Source organism: Salmonella sp. SG203, assembly GCF_013350575.1.
Lineage (GTDB): Bacteria > Pseudomonadota > Gammaproteobacteria > Enterobacterales > Enterobacteriaceae > Salmonella > Salmonella enterica.
The window spans coordinates 108,163-130,767 of record NZ_SNMT01000005.1 but is presented as its reverse complement, the minus strand read 5'-3'; the positions used below and the strand labels follow the sequence as shown (position 1 = coordinate 130,767).

At 53.4% G+C, this 22,605-nt stretch carries 21 protein-coding genes and 2 pseudogenes; 12 read left to right on the top strand and 11 right to left on the bottom strand.

The annotated features are described in order from the left end of the window. From ftsQ to mutT, 7 genes are all read left to right on the top strand, one after another. The gene (gene ftsQ / locus HV477_RS10005; RefSeq protein WP_000075728.1) at positions 1-831 is read left to right on the top strand and encodes a cell division protein FtsQ; all 831 of its coding nucleotides are present in this window, start codon (positions 1-3) and stop codon (positions 829-831) included. Beyond that, the gene (gene ftsA, locus HV477_RS10000; protein ID WP_000588463.1) at positions 828-2,090 is read left to right on the top strand and encodes a cell division protein FtsA; all 1,263 of its coding nucleotides are present in this window, start codon (positions 828-830) and stop codon (positions 2,088-2,090) included. The genes ftsQ and ftsA overlap by 4 nt, the downstream gene beginning before the upstream one ends. A 60-nt stretch (positions 2,091-2,150) precedes the next feature. Beyond that, on the top strand, positions 2,151-3,302 hold the full coding sequence (gene ftsZ / locus HV477_RS09995) for a cell division protein FtsZ (protein WP_000462785.1): 1,152 nt from the start codon (positions 2,151-2,153) through the stop codon (positions 3,300-3,302). 100 nt (positions 3,303-3,402) lie between these two features. Then, positions 3,403-4,320, top strand: a complete 918-nt coding sequence (gene lpxC / locus HV477_RS09990) for a UDP-3-O-acyl-N-acetylglucosamine deacetylase (RefSeq protein ID WP_000595487.1) — start codon at positions 3,403-3,405, stop codon at positions 4,318-4,320. Between the two features lie 277 nt (positions 4,321-4,597). After that, positions 4,598-5,095 carry a secA translation cis-regulator SecM gene (gene secM, locus HV477_RS09985; protein WP_000014336.1) on the top strand — a complete coding sequence of 166 codons (498 nt, stop codon included), beginning with the start codon at positions 4,598-4,600 and terminating at the stop codon, positions 5,093-5,095. Between the two features lie 61 nt (positions 5,096-5,156). Next, positions 5,157-7,862, top strand: coding sequence for a preprotein translocase subunit SecA (gene secA / locus HV477_RS09980; RefSeq protein ID WP_000905756.1), 2,706 nt, complete (start codon positions 5,157-5,159; stop codon positions 7,860-7,862). Positions 7,863-8,013: 151 nt separating this feature from the next. Then, on the top strand, positions 8,014-8,409 hold the full coding sequence (gene mutT / locus HV477_RS09975) for an 8-oxo-dGTP diphosphatase MutT (RefSeq protein ID WP_023261251.1): 396 nt from the start codon (positions 8,014-8,016) through the stop codon (positions 8,407-8,409). Between the two features lie 33 nt (positions 8,410-8,442). On the opposite strand, the pseudogene HV477_RS28395 reads toward mutT, so the two are convergent. Further along, positions 8,443-8,595, bottom strand: a pseudogene (locus HV477_RS28395) (aldo/keto reductase); the annotation flags it as partial. Between the two features lie 28 nt (positions 8,596-8,623). On the opposite strand from HV477_RS28395, the pseudogene HV477_RS09970 reads away from it, so the two are divergent. Beyond that, positions 8,624-8,734, top strand: a pseudogene (locus HV477_RS09970) (LysR family transcriptional regulator); the annotation flags it as partial. Here the strand turns inward: HV477_RS09970 and yacG are convergent. The 3 genes from yacG to coaE are packed head-to-tail and all read right to left on the bottom strand — an operon-like array spanning position 8,731 to position 10,295. Continuing rightward, the gene (yacG, locus tag HV477_RS09965; protein WP_001286419.1) at positions 8,731-8,922 is read right to left on the bottom strand and encodes a DNA gyrase inhibitor YacG; all 192 of its coding nucleotides are present in this window, start codon (positions 8,920-8,922) and stop codon (positions 8,731-8,733) included. The pseudogene HV477_RS09970 and the gene yacG sit on opposite strands and share 4 nt — an antisense overlap. A 9-nt stretch (positions 8,923-8,931) precedes the next feature. Next, on the bottom strand, positions 8,932-9,675 hold the full coding sequence (gene zapD, locus HV477_RS09960) for a cell division protein ZapD (protein WP_000557443.1): 744 nt from the start codon (positions 9,673-9,675) through the stop codon (positions 8,932-8,934). Next, positions 9,675-10,295 carry a dephospho-CoA kinase gene (gene coaE, locus HV477_RS09955; protein ID WP_001270913.1) on the bottom strand — a complete coding sequence of 207 codons (621 nt, stop codon included), beginning with the start codon at positions 10,293-10,295 and terminating at the stop codon, positions 9,675-9,677. The genes zapD and coaE overlap by 1 nt, the downstream gene beginning before the upstream one ends. Before the next feature lie 225 nt (positions 10,296-10,520). Here coaE and HV477_RS09950 point away from each other — a divergent pair, with 225 nt between their 5' ends. Next, positions 10,521-11,564: a GMP reductase gene (locus HV477_RS09950; RefSeq protein WP_001217358.1), complete on the top strand. Its 1,044-nt coding sequence runs from the start codon at positions 10,521-10,523 to the stop codon at positions 11,562-11,564. A 30-nt stretch (positions 11,565-11,594) separates the two neighbouring features. Here the strand turns inward: HV477_RS09950 and hofC are convergent, their stop codons facing one another. The 4 genes from hofC to nadC all read right to left on the bottom strand — a co-directional run bounded on the left by hofC (position 11,595) and on the right by nadC (position 15,734). After that, entirely contained in the window at positions 11,595-12,797 is a 1,203-nt protein-coding gene (gene hofC, locus HV477_RS09945; protein WP_048591361.1) for a protein transport protein HofC, read from the bottom strand. After that, the gene (gene gspE, locus HV477_RS09940) at positions 12,787-14,172 is read right to left on the bottom strand and encodes a type II secretion system protein GspE (RefSeq protein WP_079898681.1); all 1,386 of its coding nucleotides are present in this window, start codon (positions 14,170-14,172) and stop codon (positions 12,787-12,789) included. Before gspE ends, hofC begins: the two co-directional genes overlap by 11 nt. Before the next feature lie 9 nt (positions 14,173-14,181). Further along, positions 14,182-14,619, bottom strand: a complete 438-nt coding sequence (gene ppdD / locus HV477_RS09935) for a prepilin peptidase-dependent pilin (protein WP_000414989.1) — start codon at positions 14,617-14,619, stop codon at positions 14,182-14,184. 221 nt (positions 14,620-14,840) lie between these two features. After that, positions 14,841-15,734, bottom strand: a complete 894-nt coding sequence (nadC, locus tag HV477_RS09930; protein WP_001135134.1) for a carboxylating nicotinate-nucleotide diphosphorylase — start codon at positions 15,732-15,734, stop codon at positions 14,841-14,843. Positions 15,735-15,821: 87 nt separating this feature from the next. On the opposite strand from nadC, the gene ampD reads away from it, so the two are divergent. Together ampD and ampE are read left to right on the top strand one after the other, a co-directional pair. Beyond that, a complete protein-coding gene (gene ampD, locus HV477_RS09925; RefSeq protein ID WP_058821431.1) occupies positions 15,822-16,385 on the top strand; it encodes a 1,6-anhydro-N-acetylmuramyl-L-alanine amidase AmpD in 564 nt (187 codons plus the stop codon). Further along, positions 16,382-17,236: a beta-lactamase regulator AmpE gene (ampE, locus tag HV477_RS09920; RefSeq protein WP_079898679.1), complete on the top strand. Its 855-nt coding sequence runs from the start codon at positions 16,382-16,384 to the stop codon at positions 17,234-17,236. Before ampD ends, ampE begins: the two co-directional genes overlap by 4 nt. A gap of 91 nt (positions 17,237-17,327) precedes the next feature. Here the strand turns inward: ampE and HV477_RS09915 are convergent, their stop codons facing one another. From HV477_RS09915 to aroP, 3 genes are all read right to left on the bottom strand, one after another. Beyond that, positions 17,328-18,278, bottom strand: coding sequence for a family 43 glycosylhydrolase (locus HV477_RS09915; protein WP_000024782.1), 951 nt, complete (start codon positions 18,276-18,278; stop codon positions 17,328-17,330). Beyond that, positions 18,278-19,684 (bottom strand): glycoside-pentoside-hexuronide (GPH):cation symporter, encoded by a 1,407-nt coding sequence (locus HV477_RS09910; protein WP_079898678.1) that lies wholly within the window; start codon positions 19,682-19,684, stop codon positions 18,278-18,280. Before HV477_RS09910 ends, HV477_RS09915 begins: the two co-directional genes overlap by 1 nt. A gap of 163 nt (positions 19,685-19,847) precedes the next feature. Then, a complete protein-coding gene (gene aroP / locus HV477_RS09905) occupies positions 19,848-21,221 on the bottom strand; it encodes an aromatic amino acid transporter AroP (RefSeq protein WP_000969487.1) in 1,374 nt (457 codons plus the stop codon). A gap of 562 nt (positions 21,222-21,783) precedes the next feature. On the opposite strand from aroP, the gene pdhR reads away from it, so the two are divergent. Continuing rightward, positions 21,784-22,548, top strand: coding sequence for a pyruvate dehydrogenase complex transcriptional repressor PdhR (gene pdhR / locus HV477_RS09900; protein WP_000331771.1), 765 nt, complete (start codon positions 21,784-21,786; stop codon positions 22,546-22,548). Positions 22,549-22,605: the final 57 nt, after the last annotated feature.

Genomic DNA, 22,605 nt, shown 5'->3' with positions numbered 1-22,605 from the left:
ATGTCGCAGGCTGCGCTGAACACGCGAAACAGTGATGAAGAGACGCCTTCTTCACGCCGCAATAATGGAACGCGTCTTGCAGGAATTTTATTCCTGCTGACGGTACTGTGCACCGTGTTTGTTAGCGGGTGGGTCGTGTTAGGGTGGATGGAAGATGCGCAGCGTTTACCGTTATCAAAGCTGGTATTAACCGGCGAGCGTCACTACACGCGTAACGATGATATCCGTCAGGCGATACTGGCTCTGGGCGCGCCGGGAACCTTCATGACGCAGGATGTGAACATTATCCAGAGCCAGATTGAGCGTTTGCCGTGGATTAAACAGGCCAGCGTCAGAAAACAGTGGCCTGATGAATTGAAGATTCATCTGGTTGAATATGTGCCGATTGCGCGTTGGAATGATCAACATATGGTCGATGCTGAAGGGAACACCTTCAGCGTGCCGTCAGACCGCATCGGCAAACAGGTTTTACCCATGTTGTATGGCCCGGAAGGCAGCGCGAGTGAAGTGTTGCAGGGATACCGCGAGATGGGGCAGGTGCTGGCTAAGGATAAATTCACTCTAAAGGAAGCGGCGATGACCGCACGTCGCTCCTGGCAATTGACGCTTAATAACGGCATTAAGCTCAATCTCGGCAGGGGCGATACGATGAAAAGGTTGGCTCGCTTTGTAGAACTCTATCCGGTTTTACAGCAGCAGGCGCAAACCGATGGCAAACGGATTAGCTACGTTGATTTGCGTTATGACTCAGGTGCGGCAGTTGGCTGGGCGCCGCTCCCCCCTGAGGAATCTAATCAGCAACAGAATCAGGCACAGGCAGAACAACAATGATCAAGGCGACGGACAGAAAACTGGTAGTAGGACTGGAGATTGGCACCGCGAAGGTTGCCGCTTTAGTAGGGGAAGTTCTGCCCGACGGTATGGTCAATATCATTGGCGTGGGCAGTTGCCCATCGCGGGGTATGGATAAAGGCGGGGTGAATGACCTTGAGTCAGTGGTGAAATGCGTTCAGCGCGCCATTGACCAGGCGGAATTGATGGCCGATTGCCAGATCTCCTCGGTATATCTGGCGCTTTCCGGCAAACATATTAGCTGTCAGAATGAAATTGGTATGGTGCCCATTTCCGAAGAGGAAGTGACGCAGGAAGATGTGGAAAACGTCGTGCATACTGCGAAGTCAGTGCGCGTGCGCGATGAACATCGCGTGCTGCATGTGATTCCTCAGGAGTACGCCATTGACTACCAGGAAGGCATTAAAAATCCGGTCGGTCTTTCCGGCGTGCGTATGCAGGCGAAAGTACATTTGATTACCTGCCACAACGATATGGCAAAAAACATTGTCAAAGCTGTTGAACGTTGTGGTCTGAAAGTTGACCAACTGATATTTGCCGGACTGGCGGCCAGTTATTCCGTGTTAACGGAAGATGAACGTGAACTGGGCGTCTGTGTCGTGGATATCGGCGGTGGTACAATGGATATCGCCGTTTATACTGGCGGCGCGCTGCGTCATACCAAAGTGATCCCTTACGCGGGGAACGTGGTGACCAGCGATATCGCTTATGCCTTTGGTACGCCGCCGAGCGATGCTGAAGCCATTAAAGTTCGCCACGGTTGCGCGCTGGGTTCCATTGTCGGTAAAGACGAGAGCGTTGAAGTACCGAGCGTAGGCGGGCGTCCGCCGCGCAGCCTGCAACGTCAGACGCTGGCGGAAGTGATTGAGCCGCGTTACACCGAGCTGCTCAATCTGGTCAACGAAGAGATATTGCAATTACAGGAACAGCTTCGCCAACAAGGGGTAAAACATCACCTGGCGGCGGGGATTGTGTTAACCGGCGGCGCGGCGCAAATCGAAGGGCTTGCTGCTTGCGCTCAGCGCGTGTTTCATACGCAGGTGCGTATCGGCGCGCCGCTGAATATCACCGGTCTGACGGATTATGCCCAGGAGCCGTATTACTCAACGGCGGTGGGATTGCTTCACTACGGGAAAGAGTCCCACTTAAACGGTGAAGCAGAAGTGGAAAAACGTGTTACGGCATCAGTTGGCTCGTGGATCAAGCGACTTAATAGCTGGCTGCGAAAAGAGTTTTAATTTTTATGAGGCCGCCAGATATTACGGCCTCAGGCGACAGGCACATGACGGAGAGAGATTATGTTTGAACCTATGGAACTAACCAACGACGCGGTGATTAAAGTCATCGGCGTCGGTGGTGGCGGCGGTAACGCTGTTGAACACATGGTGCGCGAGCGCATCGAAGGTGTTGAATTCTTCGCGGTGAATACCGACGCTCAGGCGTTGCGTAAAACGGCGGTTGGCCAGACCATTCAAATTGGTAGCGGCATTACCAAAGGTCTGGGCGCCGGCGCTAACCCGGAAGTCGGCCGTAACGCGGCGGACGAAGACCGTGAAGCGCTGCGTGCGGCGCTTGAAGGCGCAGACATGGTATTTATCGCGGCAGGCATGGGCGGCGGTACCGGAACCGGCGCGGCGCCAGTGGTTGCTGAAGTGGCAAAAGATTTAGGTATTCTGACCGTTGCCGTGGTGACTAAGCCTTTCAATTTTGAAGGCAAAAAGCGCATGGCATTTGCGGAGCAGGGTATTACCGAGCTGTCCAAGCATGTGGACTCGTTGATCACCATCCCGAACGACAAGCTGCTGAAAGTGCTGGGCCGTGGTATCTCCCTGCTCGACGCGTTCGGCGCGGCTAACGACGTGCTGAAAGGCGCGGTTCAGGGTATCGCAGAGCTGATCACCCGCCCGGGCCTGATGAACGTCGACTTTGCTGACGTGCGTACCGTGATGTCTGAAATGGGCTACGCAATGATGGGCTCCGGCGTGGCGAGCGGTGAAGACCGTGCGGAAGAAGCGGCTGAAATGGCTATTTCTTCTCCGCTGCTGGAAGATATCGACCTGTCCGGCGCGCGCGGCGTGTTGGTCAACATTACGGCGGGCTTCGACCTGCGTCTGGACGAGTTTGAAACCGTCGGTAACACCATTCGCGCGTTTGCGTCGGATAACGCCACCGTGGTTATCGGTACCTCTCTGGACCCGGATATGAATGATGAACTGCGCGTGACGGTAGTGGCGACCGGTATTGGTATGGACAAACGTCCGGAAATCACCCTGGTGACCAATAAACAGGTGCAGCAGCCGGTGTTGGATCGTTATCAGCAGCACGGTATGGCGCCGCTGACGCAGGAGCAAAAAACGGTCGCGAAAGTGGTTAACGACAATACACCACAGGCGGCGAAAGAGCCGGATTATCTGGATATCCCCGCATTCCTGCGTAAGCAAGCTGATTAAGAATTAGCTGGAATTTGGGATTCTGGGCTCTTTGTGCTAAACTGGCCCGCCGAATGTATAGTACACTTCGGTTGGATAGGTAATTTGGCGAGATTATACGATGATCAAACAAAGGACACTTAAACGTATCGTTCAGGCGACTGGCGTCGGTTTACACACCGGCAAAAAAGTCACCCTGACATTACGCCCTGCGCCGGCCAATACCGGGGTCATCTATCGTCGCACCGACTTGAATCCACCGGTAGATTTCCCGGCCGATGCCAAATCTGTGCGTGATACCATGCTCTGTACGTGTCTGGTGAATGAGCATGATGTACGGATTTCAACCGTTGAGCACCTGAACGCTGCTCTGGCGGGCTTAGGTATCGATAACATCGTTATTGAGGTTAATGCCCCGGAAATCCCGATCATGGATGGCAGTGCCGCTCCGTTTGTCTACCTGCTGCTTGATGCCGGTATTGATGAACTGAACTGCGCCAAAAAATTCGTACGCATCAAAGAGACTGTTCGGGTTGAAGATGGCGATAAATGGGCTGAATTCAGACCGTACAATGGTTTTACGTTGGATTTCACCATCGACTTTAACCATCCGGCGATCGATTCCAGCAGCCAGCGCTACGCGATGAACTTCTCTGCGGATGCGTTCATGCGCCAGATCAGCCGTGCGCGTACCTTCGGTTTTATGCGTGATATCGAATATCTGCAGTCCCGCGGCCTGTGCCTGGGCGGCAGCTTCGATTGTGCCATCGTTGTTGACGATTATCGCGTATTGAACGAAGACGGCCTGCGTTTTGAAGATGAATTCGTTCGTCACAAAATGCTCGACGCGATCGGTGACTTGTTCATGTGTGGTCACAATATTATTGGTGCGTTTACCGCGTATAAATCCGGTCACGCATTGAATAACAAATTGTTACAGGCAGTCCTGGCAAAACAGGAAGCCTGGGAATTTGTGACCTTCCAGGACGACGCAGAACTGCCGTTGGCTTTCAAAGCGCCTTCGACGGTACTGGCATAACGACATACGCTGTCGTATAAAATTCGACTGGTTAACCTGGCACTCTCTCCGGCCAGGCGAGCCAGTCGTTTTTTTTACTATCCTTTATCTGCGCTTTCCTTAATCAGCCATTTTGACAGGGTTAAATGGAAACACGGCGCGTTCGCTGTTTTCTTAGCCGATTTTCACCTTAGCTTCTCGTCATTACTGCTGTAGCGCGTACGCTTTAATGATAAGATTTGTGCGCAAATTGTTTTGATTCCGTAAGCCCATGAGGGGCATATCAGGTGGCAATGACGTGAGTGGAATACTGACGCGCTGGCGACAGTTAGGCAGACGATACTTCTGGCCGCATCTCTTATTAGGGATGGTCGCGGCGAGTTTTGGTTTGCCCGCGCTCAGTAACGCCGCTGAAACCAATACGCCTGCAAGGACGACCGCCAGCACCGCGTCTAAAGTTAACTTTAGCCATCTTGCGCTGTTAGAAGCCTCTAACCGTCGTCCCAATTTCACCGTAGATTACTGGCATCAGCACGCTATTCGCACGGTGATTCGCCACCTTTCTTTTGCAATGGCACCGCAAACGCTGCCCGTTGCCGACGCGCCGTCGCCATTACAGGCGCATCATATCGCCTTACTGAATACGCTCAGCGCGATGCTCACGCAGGAGGGCACGCCGCCGGCGATTGTTCGCCGCCTCTCCCTGGCGTATTTTGCGCCACAAACCGCATTTAGCATCCCGGCCTGGATAAGTCAGGCGCAGGGTATCCGCGCCGGTCCGCAACGTCTCAGCTAACGAAAAAAGACCCTTTTACTTTATTTGTAGCTCCGCGGCGCGGGGCATTTGAGACTTTATTATGCTAATCAAATTATTAACCAAAGTATTCGGTAGCCGTAACGATCGTACGCTGCGTCGTATGCGTAAGGCCGTCAGCCTTATTAATGCGATGGAACCGGAGATGGAAAAACTCTCCGATGACGAACTGAAAGCGAAAACCAACGAATTTCGCGCCCGTATTGAAAAAGGCGAAAGCGTAGAGAGCCTGATTCCGGAAGCGTTCGCGGTGGTGCGTGAAGCCAGTAAACGCGTCTTTGGGATGCGTCACTTCGACGTTCAGCTATTGGGTGGTATGGTGCTCAACGATCGCTGTATCGCCGAAATGCGTACTGGTGAAGGTAAAACGCTGACCGCAACGCTGCCAGCCTACCTGAACGCGCTGTCCGGCAAAGGCGTTCATGTGGTAACCGTGAACGACTATCTGGCGCAGCGTGACGCCGAAAACAACCGTCCGCTATTCGAATTCCTCGGTATGTCCGTTGGTATCAACCTGCCAGGTATGCCTGCGCCAGCCAAACGTGAAGCTTACGCTGCCGACATCACTTACGGCACTAACAACGAATACGGTTTTGACTACCTGCGCGACAACATGGCGTTCAGCCCGGAAGAGCGCGTACAGCGTAAACTGCATTATGCGCTGGTGGATGAGGTCGACTCCATCCTGATCGATGAAGCGCGTACGCCGCTGATCATTTCCGGCCCGGCGGAAGATAGCTCGGAAATGTACAAAAAAGTGAACAAAATCATTCCGCACCTGATTCGTCAGGAGAAAGAAGATTCTGACACTTTCCAGGGCGAAGGCCACTTCTCCGTTGATGAGAAAGCGCGCCAGGTTAACCTGACCGAACGCGGTCTGGTGCTGATTGAAGAGCTACTGGTGCAAGAAGGCATTATGGATGAGGGCGAGTCGCTCTACTCGCCTGGCAATATTATGCTGATGCATCACGTCACCGCCGCGCTGCGCGCGCACGCGCTATTTACCCGTGACGTGGATTACATTGTGAAAGACGGCGAAGTCATCATTGTTGATGAACATACCGGTCGTACCATGCAGGGGCGTCGCTGGTCTGACGGTCTGCACCAGGCGGTAGAAGCGAAAGAAGGCGTTGAAATTCAGAATGAAAACCAGACGCTGGCGTCTATCACCTTCCAGAACTACTTCCGTCTGTATGAAAAGCTGGCCGGTATGACCGGTACGGCGGATACTGAAGCCTTCGAATTTAGCTCTATCTATAAGCTGGACACCGTCGTTGTTCCGACCAACCGTCCGATGATCCGTAAAGATTTGCCGGATCTGGTCTACATGACCGAAGCGGAAAAAATCCAGGCCATTATCGAAGATATTAAAGAACGTACCGCGAACGGTCAGCCAGTGCTGGTCGGGACGATTTCTATCGAGAAATCTGAAGTGGTCTCCAGAGAGCTGACCAAAGCGGGCATCAAACATAACGTACTGAACGCAAAATTCCACGCCAACGAAGCAGGCATCGTTGCGCAGGCTGGTTATCCAGCGGCGGTCACTATCGCTACCAACATGGCGGGTCGTGGTACCGATATTATGCTGGGCGGTAGCTGGCAGGCGGAAGTCGCTGCGCTGGAAGCGCCGACGGAAGAACAGATTGCGCAGATTAAAGCGGACTGGCAGGTACGCCATGACGCGGTTCTGGCTGCCGGCGGCCTGCATATCATTGGCACCGAGCGCCATGAATCCCGCCGTATCGACAACCAGCTGCGTGGCCGTTCCGGTCGCCAGGGCGATCCGGGTTCTTCCCGTTTCTACCTGTCGATGGAAGATGCGCTGATGCGTATTTTCGCCTCCGATCGTGTCTCCGGTATGATGCGTAAACTGGGGATGAAGCCGGGCGAAGCGATTGAGCACCCGTGGGTGACGAAAGCTATCGCTAACGCGCAGCGTAAAGTAGAAAGCCGTAACTTCGATATTCGTAAGCAACTGCTGGAATATGATGATGTGGCGAACGATCAGCGTCGTGCAATTTATACCCAGCGTAACGAACTGCTGGATGTGTCTGACGTGAGCGACACCATTAACAGCATTCGCGAAGATGTCTTTAAGGCGACTATCGACGCCTACATTCCGCCGCAGTCGCTGGAAGAGATGTGGGATATCCCGGGTTTGCAGGAACGCCTGAAAAACGACTTCGACCTGGAGATGCCGATTGCCGAATGGCTGGATAAAGAGCCAGAGCTGCATGAGGAGACGCTGCGTGAGCGCATCCTGGCGCAATCCATCGAGGTGTATCAGCGTAAAGAAGAGGTGGTTGGCGCTGAAATGATGCGTCATTTCGAAAAAGGCGTGATGCTGCAAACGCTTGATTCCCTGTGGAAAGAGCACCTGGCGGCGATGGATTACCTGCGTCAGGGTATTCATCTGCGTGGCTATGCGCAAAAAGATCCGAAGCAGGAATACAAGCGCGAATCCTTCGCTATGTTCGCCGCGATGCTGGAATCGCTGAAATATGAAGTAATCAGTACCCTGAGCAAAGTCCAGGTACGTATGCCGGAAGAGGTCGAAGCGATGGAAATGCAGCGTCGCGAAGAGGCGGAGCGCCTGGCGCAGATGCAGCAGCTAAGCCATCAGGATGACGATGCCGCCGTGGCTGCCGATCTGGCCGCCCAAACCGGCGAACGTAAGATTGGACGTAACGATCCTTGCCCTTGCGGTTCCGGTAAGAAATACAAACAGTGTCACGGTCGCCTGAGCTAATGCGATAAACTTACCGGCCTGATAAGACATAATGTGTTGCCATCAGGTCAGTACTGGCATTATTGCCGAAGGGCGCTACGCTTATTCGGTCTGGCATTGAACACAGATAAAAAGGCGCAGGCGACTGCGCCTTTTTTATGGATGCAACAAGATGAAAAAACTGCAAATCGCGGTTGGGATTATCCGCAACCCGAACGACGAAATTTTTATTACCCGACGCGCCGCTGATGCGCATATGGCGAACAAGCTGGAATTTCCCGGCGGAAAAATTGAAGCCGGCGAAACACCAGAGCAGGCGTTGATCCGGGAGCTACAGGAAGAGGTGGGGATTACGCCAACACAGGTGACATTATTCGACACTCTGGAATATCAATTCCCGGATAGACACATTACGCTGTGGTTTTGGCTGGTTGAACGCTGGGATGGCGAACCGTGGGGGAAAGAAGGACAGCCGGGACGGTGGATCGCGCAGAACGCGTTGAATACGGAAGATTTTCCGCCGGCCAATGAACCGATTATTCGTAAATTACGCCAATTTTCGCCTTAGTGGGGGATCGCAACACGATCCCCATCGATCTTATTAGCGATTTAATGTCGACATAATTTCCGGCCAGTAGCGGGGGCCGGCCGCGGCGTCGTGAGGAAAAACCGCCTCAATTGCCGCCAGCTCCTGCGGGCTTAGGGTCAGTGATAACGCGCCGAGGTTTTCATCCACCCTGGCGCAGTGGCGGCTACGTTTCTGTTATAGCCTAATCTCGCCGGTTTATTTGTATTATCCCGGCCGCGCGCATATGGCGCCAAAACTACGCGTATTTATTGATTATTTTTGTCATAAGGCGATATTGCCGTCTCAACAGAGCTATCACCGTTAGCGCTCTTCGCTCCAGTCGTCGCTATCAGACTGGTCGCCGCTGCTGGCGATTCGTTTCTCTTCGGCGGCCCATTCGCCCAAATCAATTAACTGACAGCGTTTAGAACAAAATGGGCGGAAGGGGCTAATTTCCCCCCAGACGACCGGTTTACCGCAGGTCGGACAGTTTACGACGGTCACGTCAGACATTTTTACTCCTTAGCAACAGGCCAGTTCAAAATCAAGACGCTCCGGCACCAGACCATTTTCACTATCCAGCGGCATAAAGCGAATGGCAAAACGGCTCTTATGGCCGGAAATTTGCGGATAAAGTTGTGAATCGAGCGTCAGCATAAGACGCAGCAAATCGGCGTCGTCCCCGTTATCCTGATAAAAACCGTTCAGGCTGGTTTGCTTACGGAAAGGTGCTGAATTACGGATCAGATCAAGCACCAGCGTCAGCGCCTGGGTGAGGGGATTCAGGCTGGCAAGCCAGGTTTCAATCTGGGCGTCGCGCTGCGCCTGTTGTAGATGCAACCAGATATGCAGAGTGGGTAAATCGAAACTGCAACAGCCGCCAGGAATACTTAAGCGTTGACGCACAAGAGCAATCAAGCGATCTTCGCGTAGCTGCTGGCCAATCCTCGGGGCGGAGATCAGCACGCTGCCCGCCGATTTTAACTGCTGGCGCAGGGCTTCAATACGGTCTTGATCGACGCCGGGAACCTCAACCCAGGCCTGTAATTTACGCTGCTGGCGCTCCAGTTCTTTCAGCAGTTCGGTACGGACTTCGCCCCGTTCGAACACATCCAGTAGATCGCTGATGTTACGGAAAAAATGCAGTGCGCCAGCATGGTCTGCAATTGGCAGGTTGATGGAGAGCTGTTGGATCAAAAACTCTATGCGCAGCCACGTACGCATCTTCTCATTGAGAGGGTGTTCAAATAGGACCTGGGTGTGCATTACGGTTTTTCCTGTGAGACAAACTGCGACGCGAGCTTAAGATAACTGGCGTGCAGGCGGGCCACATCTGATGCGATAGCATCCGGTGCGCCGTTATTATCAATAACATCGTCCGCCACGGCAAGGCGCGCTTCACGCGTCGCCTGCGCAGCGAGAATGTGTTCAACATGCTCGCGCGTAACATCATCACGCTGCATTGTGCGTATGAGCTGCGTTTCGGGCGTCACGTCAACCACCAGTACGCGGTTGGCTTTTTGATACAGCCTGTTTTCAACCAGCAGAGGCACAACCCATAACACATAGGGCGACGTAGCCTGTTGAAACTGTCGTTGGGTTTCCTGCTGAATTAAGGGATGAAGCAGAGCGTTAAGCCAGGCTTTTTCTTCCGGATGCGAAAAAATACGCTCACGCAGCGCCCGGCGACGTAACGTGCCGTCGGCGGCGATAAGTTCAGAACCAAAATGTTCCGCTATTGCGTTCAGGGCGGGCTGCCCTGGCTCAACCATCTGGCGCGCGATAATATCCGCGTCGATGACGGTTATTCCGAGGTCAGCGAAGGCATCAGCGACGGTACTTTTACCGCTGCCAATACCGCCGGTTAAGGCTACGGTATACCTCATATCTCCAGCTTCCGGAATTTTAGTTTGATAATCAAAAGGTTAAATTTTAAACATACAAAGACGATACGCTCTGAGCATTAACCTACTATTCGCCAGGTAAATTTATGGGATTGTAACGTAAAAAAAGAGAATTTCGCAGTCTTGTACGGCCATGATTAGTGCGTATGATAGCGTCACTGGAGTTGTGAGTTTCGATTTTTCGCCATTAACCCCAGGAATCCGCACATGCGTATTGAAGAAGATCTGAAGTTAGGTTTCAAAGACGTTCTTATCCGTCCTAAGCGTTCTACCCTCAAAAGCCGTTCCGATGTCGAACTGGAACGTCAATTCACCTTTAAACACTCAGGTCAGACCTGGTCTGGCGTACCGATTATCGCGGCCAATATGGATACCGTCGGGACGTTTGAAATGGCGCAAGCGTTGGCCGGGTTTGATATTCTGACCGCTGTACATAAACATTATAGCGTTGAAGAGTGGGCAGCTTTTATCAACACGGCTTCGGCTGATGTTCTCAAGCATGTGATGGTTTCCACCGGGACCTCTGATGCTGATTTCGAAAAAACCGTGCAGATTCTGGCGCTGAATCCTGCGCTGAACTTTGTCTGTATTGATGTGGCCAATGGCTATTCAGAACATTTTGTGCAGTTCGTCGCGAAAGCACGTGAAGCATGGCCGACAAAAACAATCTGCGCAGGCAATGTGGTAACGGGCGAGATGTGCGAAGAGCTTATCCTCTCCGGCGCCGATATCGTGAAAGTGGGAATTGGTCCCGGCTCCGTATGCACGACGCGTGTAAAAACTGGCGTTGGTTATCCGCAACTGTCGGCGGTTATCGAATGTGCTGACGCGGCGCATGGCCTGGGCGGCATGATCGTCAGCGATGGCGGCTGCACCATGCCAGGCGACGTAGCAAAAGCCTTCGGCGGCGGCGCGGATTTCGTTATGTTGGGCGGCATGCTGGCGGGTCACGAAGAGAGCGGCGGCAGCGTGGTAGAAGAGAATGGCGAGAAATTTATGCTGTTCTACGGCATGAGTTCGGAATCTGCGATGAACCGTCATGTCGGCGGCGTTGCGAAATACCGCGCGGCAGAAGGTAAAACGGTTAAATTGCCGCTGCGTGGGCCGGTGGGCAATACCGCCCGCGATATCCTGGGCGGTCTACGCTCAGCCTGCACTTATGTCGGCGCGTCTCGCCTGAAAGAGTTGACCAAACGCACCACCTTTATTCGGGTGCAGGAACAAGAAAACCGCATTTTCAATAGCCTCTAATATTCTGGCTGGCGTAAATGTGCGCCAGCCTTATCCCATCCCGCTCATCGCGTCTCCCAAATGAAAAATCGGCAAATACATCGCCACCACCAGCGTACCGATAATTAAGCCGGTGATGATCAATAACGCCGGTTCCAACAGCGACGCCAGATTATCGGCCAGCGCCAGCGTAGATTCACTGTGGTGACGGGCAAGGTTATGCAGCATGATATCGAGTGAACCGGACGCTTCGCCCGTTCTGACCAGTTGCAGGCATAGCGGACTAAATTCCTGGGTATTTTTTAGCGCCAACCAGACCGGATTGCCCGCGGCGATCTCCTGATGTACCTGCGTTAAACGCTGTGACCAGTAAGGGCAGCCGAGACTATCGATAGCGCTTTCCAGTCCCTGAAGAAAAGGAATGCCTGCGCTTTGGGTTAATGCCAGTACGGTGAATATTTGCGCTAGTTTCTGGCCTCTTATCAGGCGACCCATAACGGGAAGCCGTAGCAGAAGACGCTGCCGCTGCGCTTGCCAGGACGGTTTTTGTTTTACCCTGCGGTGAGCGATAGCAACGAGCATCGTCAGGAACAAGATGAGCCAACCCCATGCCGACCCCCATTGCGCTATCGCGATAATACCGCGTGTCAGAAGAGGAAGCGGGGTATTGAAGCTACGGTAAATGGCGGCAAATTCCGGCAGGACAAAGTGCAGCATGGCGAAAACGACCAGGGCGGCCATTGTCAGAATAATGGCGGGATAGCGCAGAGCCTTTTTCACGCTAACCGTAATCTGCCGTTGCGCTTTTTGCTGACGGGCCAGTTCAAAGCAGCATTCGGCCAGTTTGCCGGTCAGTTCTCCGGTGCGGATCATCGTCTGGTAGAGCGGCGGAAATACCTGCGGCCAGGAGACTAATGCGCTGGAAAAAGGGACGCCCTGTTCAAGCTCGTGAGCCAGCGTGCGCAACAGCGCTTGCCATTGTCGGTGGGGATGCTGTTTCGCAAGGAGTTCCAGCCCTTCTGAAAGCGTCAGCCCGGCATGAATGAGCGTGGCCAACTGATGAATAATTTCAGCGCTTTGCTCTTCTTTCCACAGTGCGGCGTTAACGCCTATGCGCTTGATGCGAAGCGGCATAATGCGCTGATGTTGCAGGGTGATGATCAGCGCCAGACGATTGTCCACCCATACAACGTCTTGTTCCAGTTGACCTTTATCGTTAACGCCTTGCCAGCGCCAGAGCTGTTTAACGCTCATGGGGCATTCCCAGAACGCGCAGTATCTCTTCAAAGGACGTCATGCCTTGCTCAACGGCGCGACAGCCATTTTCAAAAAGCGTCCCTGTACCGGTCTGTTGGAGGTGGGCTTCCAGTGCTTGCGCCGATGCGCCGCTCGCAATTAACTGACGTAATGCCGGGGTAACGGTTAACACTTCGAATAACGCGGTTCGGCCATAAAAGCCGTGGTAGCAATGCTGACAGCCGCTTGCCTGCCAGTGCGGTAGCGCGCTGGGCCAAAGATTGGGCGATAGTACCACGGGATCGCTCAGGCGCTGTTTGCAGTGCGGGCAAAGCTTCCTTACCAGGCGTTGCGCTACCACCAGCGTAAGCGCCGATGAGATCATCCAGCGTGCTACGCCCATTTGCTGCAAACGTATCAGGGTTTCGCTGGTGGAGTTCGTATGGAGCGTTGAAAGTACCAGATGGCCCGTTTGTGCCGCCTTAATGGCGATTTCTGCGGTGTCGCCGTCACGAATTTCACCTACCATGATGATGTCAGGGTCCTGGCGTAAAAGCGCGCGCAGCACATTTTGAAAGGTGAGCCCGGCGCGGGGATGGATCTGCGTCTGGTTAATCCCATCCAGTGGAATTTCTATCGGATCCTCAACGCTACAGAGGTTGATACCCGGCGTATTCCGGGTTTGTAGCGCGCTGTATAGCGTGACCGTTTTTCCGCTACCGGTGGGGCCAGTCACCAGTACCAGCCCCTGAGGTTGCTGTAGGGCTTGTCTAAAAGCGGTAAGTTGTGCCCCGTACATGCCCAGCGTGTCCAGATCCAGCGTTTGTTCAACCTGATGCAACAACCGTAAGACGACTTTTTCGCCTTCTTTACAGGGAAGCGTGGCGATACGAAAAGAGATGCTGTCTCCCGACAGGTCAACGGTAAATTGCCCGTCCTGCGGCAGCCGATGTTCAGCGATGTCCAAATTTCCCAGGACTTTCAATCTGGCCGTCAGCGCAAGCCCCGTCTCTTTGGCGATGTCCTGCAGAATATGAAGAACGCCGTCGATGCGGAGTCTTATTCGGTAGCGGCTGGCGCCTGGTTCGAGATGGATATCAGAGGCGCGTTTCGCCATCGCCGAGCGTAATGTCTGATTGAGAAGCTGGGCCGCGGTTTCTCCACCTTTCGCGGCGTTTGTCGAGGGAGCCTGATCCGGCTTATGCCGATGATTTTCCATTTGCTGGCGAGTCCAGCACACAATATCAATCTGTTTTTGCGTGGCGAAATGCAGAGCGTCCAGTAACGCATGAGAGGGCGCGTCGACCACCGCAACAGTGATACTGTTGCTGGCGCTATTGATCAGTACAGCCTGATGACGTTGACACAAGGTGTTGAGCTGAGCGTCTTTCATCTTGTCTCCTTAGTTGGCGTCAAAACGGAAGACATCTTCACAAGCCTGTTGTAACGCGCTGTCGCTTTGAATATTGCAGTTACGCGTCCAGCCAGTAATGCCGTTAGCATTGTCCCAGGCGGGCGTCATGATGACGCTAAGCCCGCTCAGACTCTCCTGGCCGGTAAGCGTGATGACGCCTTTTTCCACGCTCATGCCCGAAACATAACGGGTGATGACGGGCGAGGGGATACCGTTGACGCCCGCATCGCATGTGCTCGTCCCACCATGTTCCAGAGCGCAGAGTTCGACGGCAGTACGGTAGGGGACAAACGTTTGCAACATATCCGTCAGCGCCGCTTTACGCAGATAGTTCTGGTAAGCCGGAATGCCAATGGCGCTTAAAATGGCGATGATGCCAATAACGACCATCAGTTCGATAAGCGTGAAACCGCGTTGTTTTTCCATTGTTCGCTCCTTGAGTTAGCTGGCGCTACTGTGGCAAACGCGGGAAGAGCGGGCGAGCGGCAAAAGGTAAAACGGGAAGGAGGATTCTGAAGATTTTCGCTGCGTTACATGACACGGCAACGTTATTGCGAGGCGCTACGAATATTTTACCGAATCACGACGCGGATCTACGGACAGGTGATTTATAGACCCGACGGCGCAGCGCCATCGGGCGGAGAGGATCAGCAAAAACGCATGGAGAGATCGAGCGCGCGCACGTGCTTGGTCAGCGCGCCAACGGAGATGAAATCCACCCCGGTTTCAGCAAATTCGCGTAAGGTTTCCGCGGTGACGTTGCCGGATACTTCCAGCCGCGCCTGGCCGTTGACGTGTTTCACCGCCTCGCGCATCTGGTCGGTGTTGAAATTATCCAGCATGATGATATCCGCGCCTGCTTTCAGCGCATCGTCCAGTTCATCCAGATTTTCGACCTCGACTTCTACCGGCACGTCCGGATGTAGCCAGAACGCTTTTTCCACCGCCTGACGAACCGAACCGGAGGCGATAATATGGTTTTCTTTAATCAGGAACGCGTCAGTGAGGCCCAGACGATGATTGGCGCCGCCGCCGCATAAAACTGCATATTTGAGCGCGGTGCGCAGACCCGGCAGCGTTTTACGCGTGTCGAGCAACTGGGTTTGGGTGCCAGCCAGCAGTCCAACGTAGCGGCGTACTTCACTGGCGACGCCGGAAAGGGTCTGGACAAAGTTTAGCGCCGTGCGCTCGCCGGTCAGCAATACGCGAGCCGGGCCGTTCAGTTCAAACACTGTTTGGTTGGCGTGAATGGCGTCGCCGTCATCGACATGCCAGGTGAGGCGAACATCATCGCCCGCCAGTTGGATGAAGACCTCTTCAACCCAGCGCTTGCCGCAGAAAACGCCGTCTTCACGAGTGATCACCGTGGCATGGGCTTGCGTATCTGCCGGCAAAAGTTGCGCGGTGATATCGTTGCCAGCATCGACTTCTCCACCTAAATCTTCACGCAGCGCCTGAGCAACGGCGGCAGGGATATCGAGATTAATGCGTTCCAGTAGCGCGTCACGTCGGTCGTCTGGGTTATAACGGCGAGGCGGCATGATAAAACTCCAAATTGCTAACGAATCATAAGGTAGAAACATGCTACTCTGAAGCAGCTATAAGCACCACTCAAAAGGAGACTCCGCATGTTGCCAGATAAGGGTTGGTTGGTAGAGGCGCGACGCGTCCCTTCTCCGCATTATGATTGCCGTCCGGATGACGAAAAACCGTCCTTGCTGGTGGTGCATAATATTAGCCTGCCCCCCGGCGAGTTTGGCGGTCCGTGGATCGATGCATTATTCACCGGAACGATAGATCCAGACGTCCATCCTTTTTTTGCAGAAATCGCTCATCTTCGTGTTTCGGCCCATTGTCTGATTCGTCGCGACGGTGAAATCGTCCAGTATGTGCCTTTTGATAAGCGTGCGTGGCATGCGGGCGTGTCAAACTATCAGGGGCGGGAACGTTGTAATGATTTCTCCATTGGTATTGAGCTGGAGGGGACGGATACGCTGGCTTATACCGATGCGCAGTATCAGCAGCTAGCCGCCGTGACGCGCACGCTTATCGCTTGCTATCCGGCGATCGCCGACAATATGACCGGACACTGCAACATTGCGCCTGACCGCAAAACGGACCCTGGCCCTGCCTTTGACTGGCCGCGCTTTCGCGCTTTGGTAGCCCTCTCGTCGCACAAGGAGATGACATGACGCTGTTTACGACATTACTGGTGCTGATTGTCGAGCGCCTGTTTAAGCTGGGCGAGCACTGGCAGCTCGATCATCGGCTGGAGGCGCTATTCCGTCGGATTACGCATTTTTCGATGTTGCGCACGATGGGAATGACGGCGATCGCGATGGTGGTGACTTTTCTACTGCTCCAGGCGTTAAAAAGGCTGCTATTTAACGTGCCGACGCTGGTGGTGTGGATTCTCCTGGGCGTGCTGTGTATCGGCGCGGGCAAAGCGCGAGTACATTATCACGCCTGGCTGAAAGCGGCGTCCCGTAACGATCCGCATCCTTGCGAGGCGATGGCCAGCGAGCTTACGCTGATTCACGGCGTGCCGCCGGATTGTAATGAGCGTGAATTTTTGCGTGAGCTGCAAAATGCGTTGTTATGGATAAATTTCCGTTTTTACCTCGCACCGCTATTTTGGTTTATCGTTGGCGGTCCATGGGGGCCGGTAACGCTGGTGGGCTATGCGTTTTTACGGGCCTGGCAGACCTGGCTGGCGCGCTATCAGACGCCGCACCAGCGTTTGCAATCCGGCATTGACGCTATTCTTCATGTGCTGGACTGGATTCCGGTACGTCTGGCGGGCGTAGTGTATGCATTACTGGGGCATGGCGAGAAAGCGTTGCCGGCTTGGTTTGCCTCGCTGGCGGATCTGCATACTTCGCAGTATCAGGTGCTCACACGACTGGCGCAGTTCTCACTGGCGCGCGAACCGCATACTGACAAAGTAGAAACCCCCAAAGCGGCGGTGTCGATGGCGAAGAAGGCCTCGTTTGTGGTGGTGGTGATTATTGCGTTGCTCACCATTTATGGGGCATTAGTGTAGCGTTGTGCCGGTGGCGCTAACGCTTATGCTGCCTACAATGGAAAAATCTGTAGGCCCGGTAAGCGCTAGCGCCACCGGGCAGTGCAACGGCTTAGATCGTATCGGCTGGCGGCACGCCAAAATCAGGCATCCCGTTTTCGTCCCAGCGCACCCGTTTCAGACGCGTATGGCGGTTGGGATCGTACAACGGATCGCCTTCAATTTCGGTGTAATTTCTCGCGTGGTACACCAGTACATCTTCACCTTCCGGCGTTTGCGTAAAGCTGTTATGTCCCGGCCCATACTGGCGATTTTCATAGCTGGTGGTAAAGACCGGGCGCGGTGATTTATGCCAGTTCTGCGGGGTGAGCGGATCGTCGTTTACGTTAATCCACAGTAACCCCATACAGTAGTTTTCATCGGTGGCGCTGGCCGAATAGCTGATAAACAGCTTGTCGCCATGCACCACGACGGCCGGACCTTCGTTAACCCAAAAACCCCGACACTCCCAGTCGTACTCTGGCTTACTGAGCCTTACCGGCTCGCCTTTAAGAGTCCACGGATTTTCCAGTTCAGCCAGATAAATATTTGAGTTACCGGCAATATCCGGCGCTTTTTGCGCCCACAGATACCACTGCTTTCCCTGATGATAAAAAGTAGTGGCATCGAGGGCGAAGGTATCAAACGGCGTTTTAATTTGGCCTTTCTCCGTCCACTTGCCGGTGAGTGGGTCGGCATCGGCGCACTCCAGGGCAAACATGCGGTGCTGGAACATTCCCAGCTTATCAAGCGCTTGAGTATGGGTAGCGGCAAAATAGATGTACCACTTACCGTTGATGCGGTGCATTTCCGGTGCCCAGATGAGCTGGCTCATAGGGCCGCTTTCCGGTTTACGCCAGACGACAACGGGGTCGGCGGCGCGCAACCCTTCCAGCGAATTAGCCCGGCGGATTTCCAGTCTGTCATATTCCGGTACGGAGGCAATAAAGTAGTAATCGCTGCCGTCGCGTAAAATAAATGGATCGGCACGTTGTTCAATAAACGGGTTTGGCCAGTTTGCCATCAGGCTTTCCTTACGCTTTCAGCGGCTTTGAGCTCCTGCAACTCACTCAATTCGCGGTAATTAGTGCAACGTTTTTCCAAATCGTCCTGGATTTTTTTCATCAGTTCACGGTCAACTTTCAGCAGACGTACCACGCCTGCGGTAATCAGATAGCCAACGCCGGGGATAACGGTAAACAACAGCATAATACCGTTCATCGCCGAGGCGCTTTGCGCTTTGGCGCTGGCGTCATAACCGTACCAGGAGAGCAAAAAGCCGACCATCGCCCCGGCAATCGCCAGGCCCAGTTTCAGGAAGAACAGGTTACCGGAGAAGCTGATACCGGTAATGCGTTTGCCGGTTTTCCATTCGCCGTAATCGTCGACGTCCGCCATCAGCGACCAGTGCAGCGGGGAAGGGATCTGATGCAGAATATTGAGCAGGAAGTAGAGCGCCACTATCATCACGGTGGCTTTCGGGTCAAAGAAATAGAATGCGCAGGAGAAAATCGCCAGCGCGATATTGGTCCAGAAAAATACCTGCAATTTACACCAGCGATCGGTTAAGACTTTTGCCAGCATACTGCCGATCATCATACCGACCACGCCAAGACTAATAAAAAGCGTAGCGAAATGGGTGCTTTGTCCCATCACCCAGGTGACGTAATACATGGTCGCCGCCATACGGATAAACCCCGGGCAGACGTTACATAAGGTCAATAGCAGAATGCGTACCCATTGATCGTTTTTCCACACATCTTTGAAATCATTCTTCATATCATCGTGCGTCGGAACGGCAGGGCGAACGCGTTCGCGGACGCTGGCAAAGCAGAACAGAAACATACCCATGCCGATAATCGCCAGCACGGTCATCGCCAACTGATAGCCTTTGGCTTTGTCGCCGCCGCCAAACCAGTCCACCATCGGCAATAGCGTTAACGATAGCAACAGCGTCGCGATGCCGACTAACACGAAGCGATAAGCCTGACAGGCCACGCGCTCTTTTGGATCGTTGGTGATCACGCCGCCCAGTGAGCAATAGGGAATATTGATGGCGGTGTAGGTCACGGAAAGCAGAAAATAGGTGACGAAAGCATAGACAACTTTGCTGTTATAGCCCCAGTCCGGCGTCGTGAACATCAGCACGCTGAACAGCGCGTAGGGAAATGCAATCCACAGTAGCCAGGGGCGGAAACGACCATATTTACTTTGGGTACGATCGGCAAGCGCGCCCATCACCGGATCGGTAACGGCATCGATAACGCGTACTGAAAGGAGTAAAACACCGACTAACGCCGGGGCAAGACCAAAAATATCCGTATAAAAGTAATTAACAAACAGCATGATAGCGCCAAAAATAATGTTACATCCGGCGTCACCCATGCCATACCCGATTTTCTCTCTTACCGAAAGTCTGCCCTTATCCATTGAGACTTCTCCCCATCAGATGATGGCGGTAATTATTCGCCTGCAAGCTTTTTTTTGCGTAGCAGGATCACGTCGCTGATATGGATAAAATGGTTATACGTGGGAAACTGTGAGGCAGATAACACCCTCCCCGGACGGGGAGGGCGGAAAAGTAACGTCACGATCAGTGGGCTTTCACCGTTTTTGCCGTTTTTTCTTTACACAGATAGCCGACGCCCAGGATAAGCAGCCATACCGGAATCAGCCACACGGAGATCGCCATACCTGGCGTCATCAGCATAATGATCAATACCGCCGCCATAAACAGCAGGCAGAGAACGTTGCCGAACGGATAAAACAGGGCCGGGAAGCGGGTTTTCACGCCCTGCTGCTGTTTCGCGCGACGGAACATCATATGGGCAAGGCTAATCATCGCCCAGTTAATGACCAGCGCGGAGACCACCAGCGCCATCAGCAGTCCGAATGCGGACTCTGGGGCCAGGTAGTTGAGCAGCACGCACAACGCAGTCACGACGGCGGAAACCAAAATGGAGCTCACCGGCACGCCGCGTTTGTCGACGTTCAGCAGCGCTTTCGGCGCATTTCCCTGCTGGGCCAGACCGAACAGCATACGGCTGTTGCAGTAAACGCAGCTGTTATAAACCGATAGCGCGGCGGTGAGAACCACGATATTCAGCGCATTGGCGACAAACGTATCGCCCAGCTCATGGAAGATAAGGACAAACGGGCTGGTATCGGCGGTGACGCGAGTCCATGGCAGCAGCGAAAGCAGAACCGCCAGCGAGCCGATATAAAAAATCAGGATGCGATAGATAACCTGATTGGTAGCTTTGGGGATGCTCTGTTCCGGGTTATCGGCTTCAGCGGCGGTGATCCCTACCAGCTCCAGTCCGCCGAACGAAAACATAATAATGGCCATCATCATCACCAGCCCGGTCCAGCCATGCGGCAGAAAGCCGCCCTGTTCCCACAGGTTGCGCACGGTGGCCTGCGGACCAGCGGTATCGCTGAAGAGTAACCACGCGCCGAACAGAATCATAGCGATGACGGCGATCACTTTAATAATGGCGAACCAAAACTCCATCTCACCGAACACTTTAACGTTGGTCAGGTTGATGGCGTTGATAATCACAAAGAAGGCTGCCGCAGAAGCCCAGGTGGGGATCTCCGGATACCAGAACTGGATATATTTACCCACTGCGGTCAGTTCCGCCATGGCAACTAATACGTACAGCACCCAGTAGTTCCAGCCGGAAGCGAATCCGGCAAAGCCGCCCCAGTATTTATAGGCGAAGTGGCTAAAAGAGCCGGCGACCGGTTCTTCAACCACCATCTCCCCCAGCTGGCGCATAATCAGAAAGGCAATAAAGCCTGCAATCGCATAGCCCAGGATAATTCCTGGCCCCGCCGACTGAATAACGGAGGCGCTTCCCAGGAACAAGCCTGTCCCTATCGCGCCGCCCAATGCGATAAGCTGAATATGGCGGTTTTTCAGGCCGCGCTTGAGCTGCTCGCCGTGCTGCTGACTGTCCATTATAAAACCTCGTGTATCGGGCGCGGTTTATTCATAACGCGCTTATTTTGAACGATGCAGTAGTGCGTGTGTAAGTTTGCAATTCCGCTTTTTGTATTGATTTATTTACAATCTCGTTTTTTAAAATGTCACTTCAACTCTTTCGTCTTGATCAGAATAATGGTATGTGGCCGCGAATGCACCTGCTTTGTGCAGGGGTGATGACGAGTTGCGTAAAAAGAAAGCACTTGTAAATACCTCCTTTTATTTTCCCTTACAGATGTTAATTTGTTTTTATTCATTATTTATGCATAAAAATGCATTTAATCTACTGTTGAATCGGTTCAGATGAGATTTTTTATCGTTTCAAATACGTTAAATCTACCTCCTGGTGGGTAAATTTAACATTTGTGCACAGTTACAGTTTTGAAACATGATTTCTGTAAAATTGTTAAAATGTGCCTCCTTTACTGATTTCAATCAAAACCTGTATGGACAGAAGGTGAATACTTTGTTACTTTAGCGTCACAGACATGAAATTGGTAAGACCAATTGACTCCGGGCAAATGGCTTAAGACAGGAAATCATGGCCTACAGCAAAATCCGCCAACCAAAACTCTCCGATGTGATCGAGCAGCAGCTGGAGTTTTTAATCCTTGAGGGAACATTGCGTCCCGGAGAAAAACTCCCACCGGAACGTGAACTGGCAAAACAGTTCGACGTCTCCCGTCCCTCCTTGCGCGAGGCGATTCAACGTCTCGAAGCGAAGGGATTGTTGCTTCGTCGTCAGGGCGGCGGAACCTTCGTGCAGAGCAGCCTGTGGCAGAGCTTTAGCGACCCGCTGGTGGAACTGCTCTCCGATCACCCTGAATCCCAGTTTGACCTGCTCGAAACGCGCCATGCTCTGGAAGGCATTGCGGCTTATTACGCGGCGCTGCGCAGCACCGATGAAGATAAAGACCGTATTCGCGAGCTGCACCATGCTATTGAGCTAGCGCAAGAGTCCGGCGATCTGGATGCCGAGTCCGAAGCCGTGCTCCAGTATCAAATCGCCGTCACCGAAGCGGCGCACAACGTGGTATTGCTTCATCTGCTAAGGTGTATGGAGCCGATGCTGGCGCAAAACGTGCGGCAGAACTTCGAATTGCTGTATGCGCGTCGGGAGATGCTGCCGCTGGTGAGTACGCATCGCACCCGTATATTTGAAGCCATTATGGCCGGAAAACCAGAAGAAGCGCGTGAAGCGTCACACCGACATCTGGCGTTTATCGAAGAGATTATGCTGGACAGAAGCCGTGAGGAGAGCCGTCGTGAACGCGCTTTACGCCGCCTGGAACAGCGCAAGAATTAGTTTTTTCTGGCAGAACGTTAACCAGAAGATGTTGTGAATAACGCGCAAAAATGTGCG

Bases quoted from the DNA above. Each gene is read 5' to 3' on its own strand.
- ftsQ (WP_000075728.1), top strand. From the start codon at position 1: ATGTCGCAGGCTGCGCTGAACACGCGAAACAGTGATGAAGAGACGCCT.
- ftsA (WP_000588463.1), top strand. From the start codon at position 828: ATGATCAAGGCGACGGACAGAAAACTGGTAGTAGGACTGGAGATTGGC.
- ftsZ (WP_000462785.1), top strand. From the start codon at position 2,151: ATGTTTGAACCTATGGAACTAACCAACGACGCGGTGATTAAAGTCATC.
- lpxC (WP_000595487.1), top strand. From the start codon at position 3,403: ATGATCAAACAAAGGACACTTAAACGTATCGTTCAGGCGACTGGCGTC.
- secA (WP_000905756.1), top strand. From the start codon at position 5,157: ATGCTAATCAAATTATTAACCAAAGTATTCGGTAGCCGTAACGATCGT.
- mutT (WP_023261251.1), top strand. From the start codon at position 8,014: ATGAAAAAACTGCAAATCGCGGTTGGGATTATCCGCAACCCGAACGAC.
- yacG (WP_001286419.1), bottom strand. From the start codon at position 8,922: ATGTCTGACGTGACCGTCGTAAACTGTCCGACCTGCGGTAAACCGGTC.
- zapD (WP_000557443.1), bottom strand. From the start codon at position 9,675: ATGCACACCCAGGTCCTATTTGAACACCCTCTCAATGAGAAGATGCGT.
- coaE (WP_001270913.1), bottom strand. From the start codon at position 10,295: ATGAGGTATACCGTAGCCTTAACCGGCGGTATTGGCAGCGGTAAAAGT.
- HV477_RS09950 (WP_001217358.1), top strand. From the start codon at position 10,521: ATGCGTATTGAAGAAGATCTGAAGTTAGGTTTCAAAGACGTTCTTATC.
- hofC (WP_048591361.1), bottom strand. From the start codon at position 12,797: ATGAGCGTTAAACAGCTCTGGCGCTGGCAAGGCGTTAACGATAAAGGT.
- gspE (WP_079898681.1), bottom strand. From the start codon at position 14,172: ATGAAAGACGCTCAGCTCAACACCTTGTGTCAACGTCATCAGGCTGTA.
- ppdD (WP_000414989.1), bottom strand. From the start codon at position 14,619: ATGGAAAAACAACGCGGTTTCACGCTTATCGAACTGATGGTCGTTATT.
- nadC (WP_001135134.1), bottom strand. From the start codon at position 15,734: ATGCCGCCTCGCCGTTATAACCCAGACGACCGACGTGACGCGCTACTG.
- ampD (WP_058821431.1), top strand. From the start codon at position 15,822: ATGTTGCCAGATAAGGGTTGGTTGGTAGAGGCGCGACGCGTCCCTTCT.
- ampE (WP_079898679.1), top strand. From the start codon at position 16,382: ATGACGCTGTTTACGACATTACTGGTGCTGATTGTCGAGCGCCTGTTT.
- HV477_RS09915 (WP_000024782.1), bottom strand. From the start codon at position 18,278: ATGGCAAACTGGCCAAACCCGTTTATTGAACAACGTGCCGATCCATTT.
- HV477_RS09910 (WP_079898678.1), bottom strand. From the start codon at position 19,684: ATGGATAAGGGCAGACTTTCGGTAAGAGAGAAAATCGGGTATGGCATG.
- pdhR (WP_000331771.1), top strand. From the start codon at position 21,784: ATGGCCTACAGCAAAATCCGCCAACCAAAACTCTCCGATGTGATCGAG.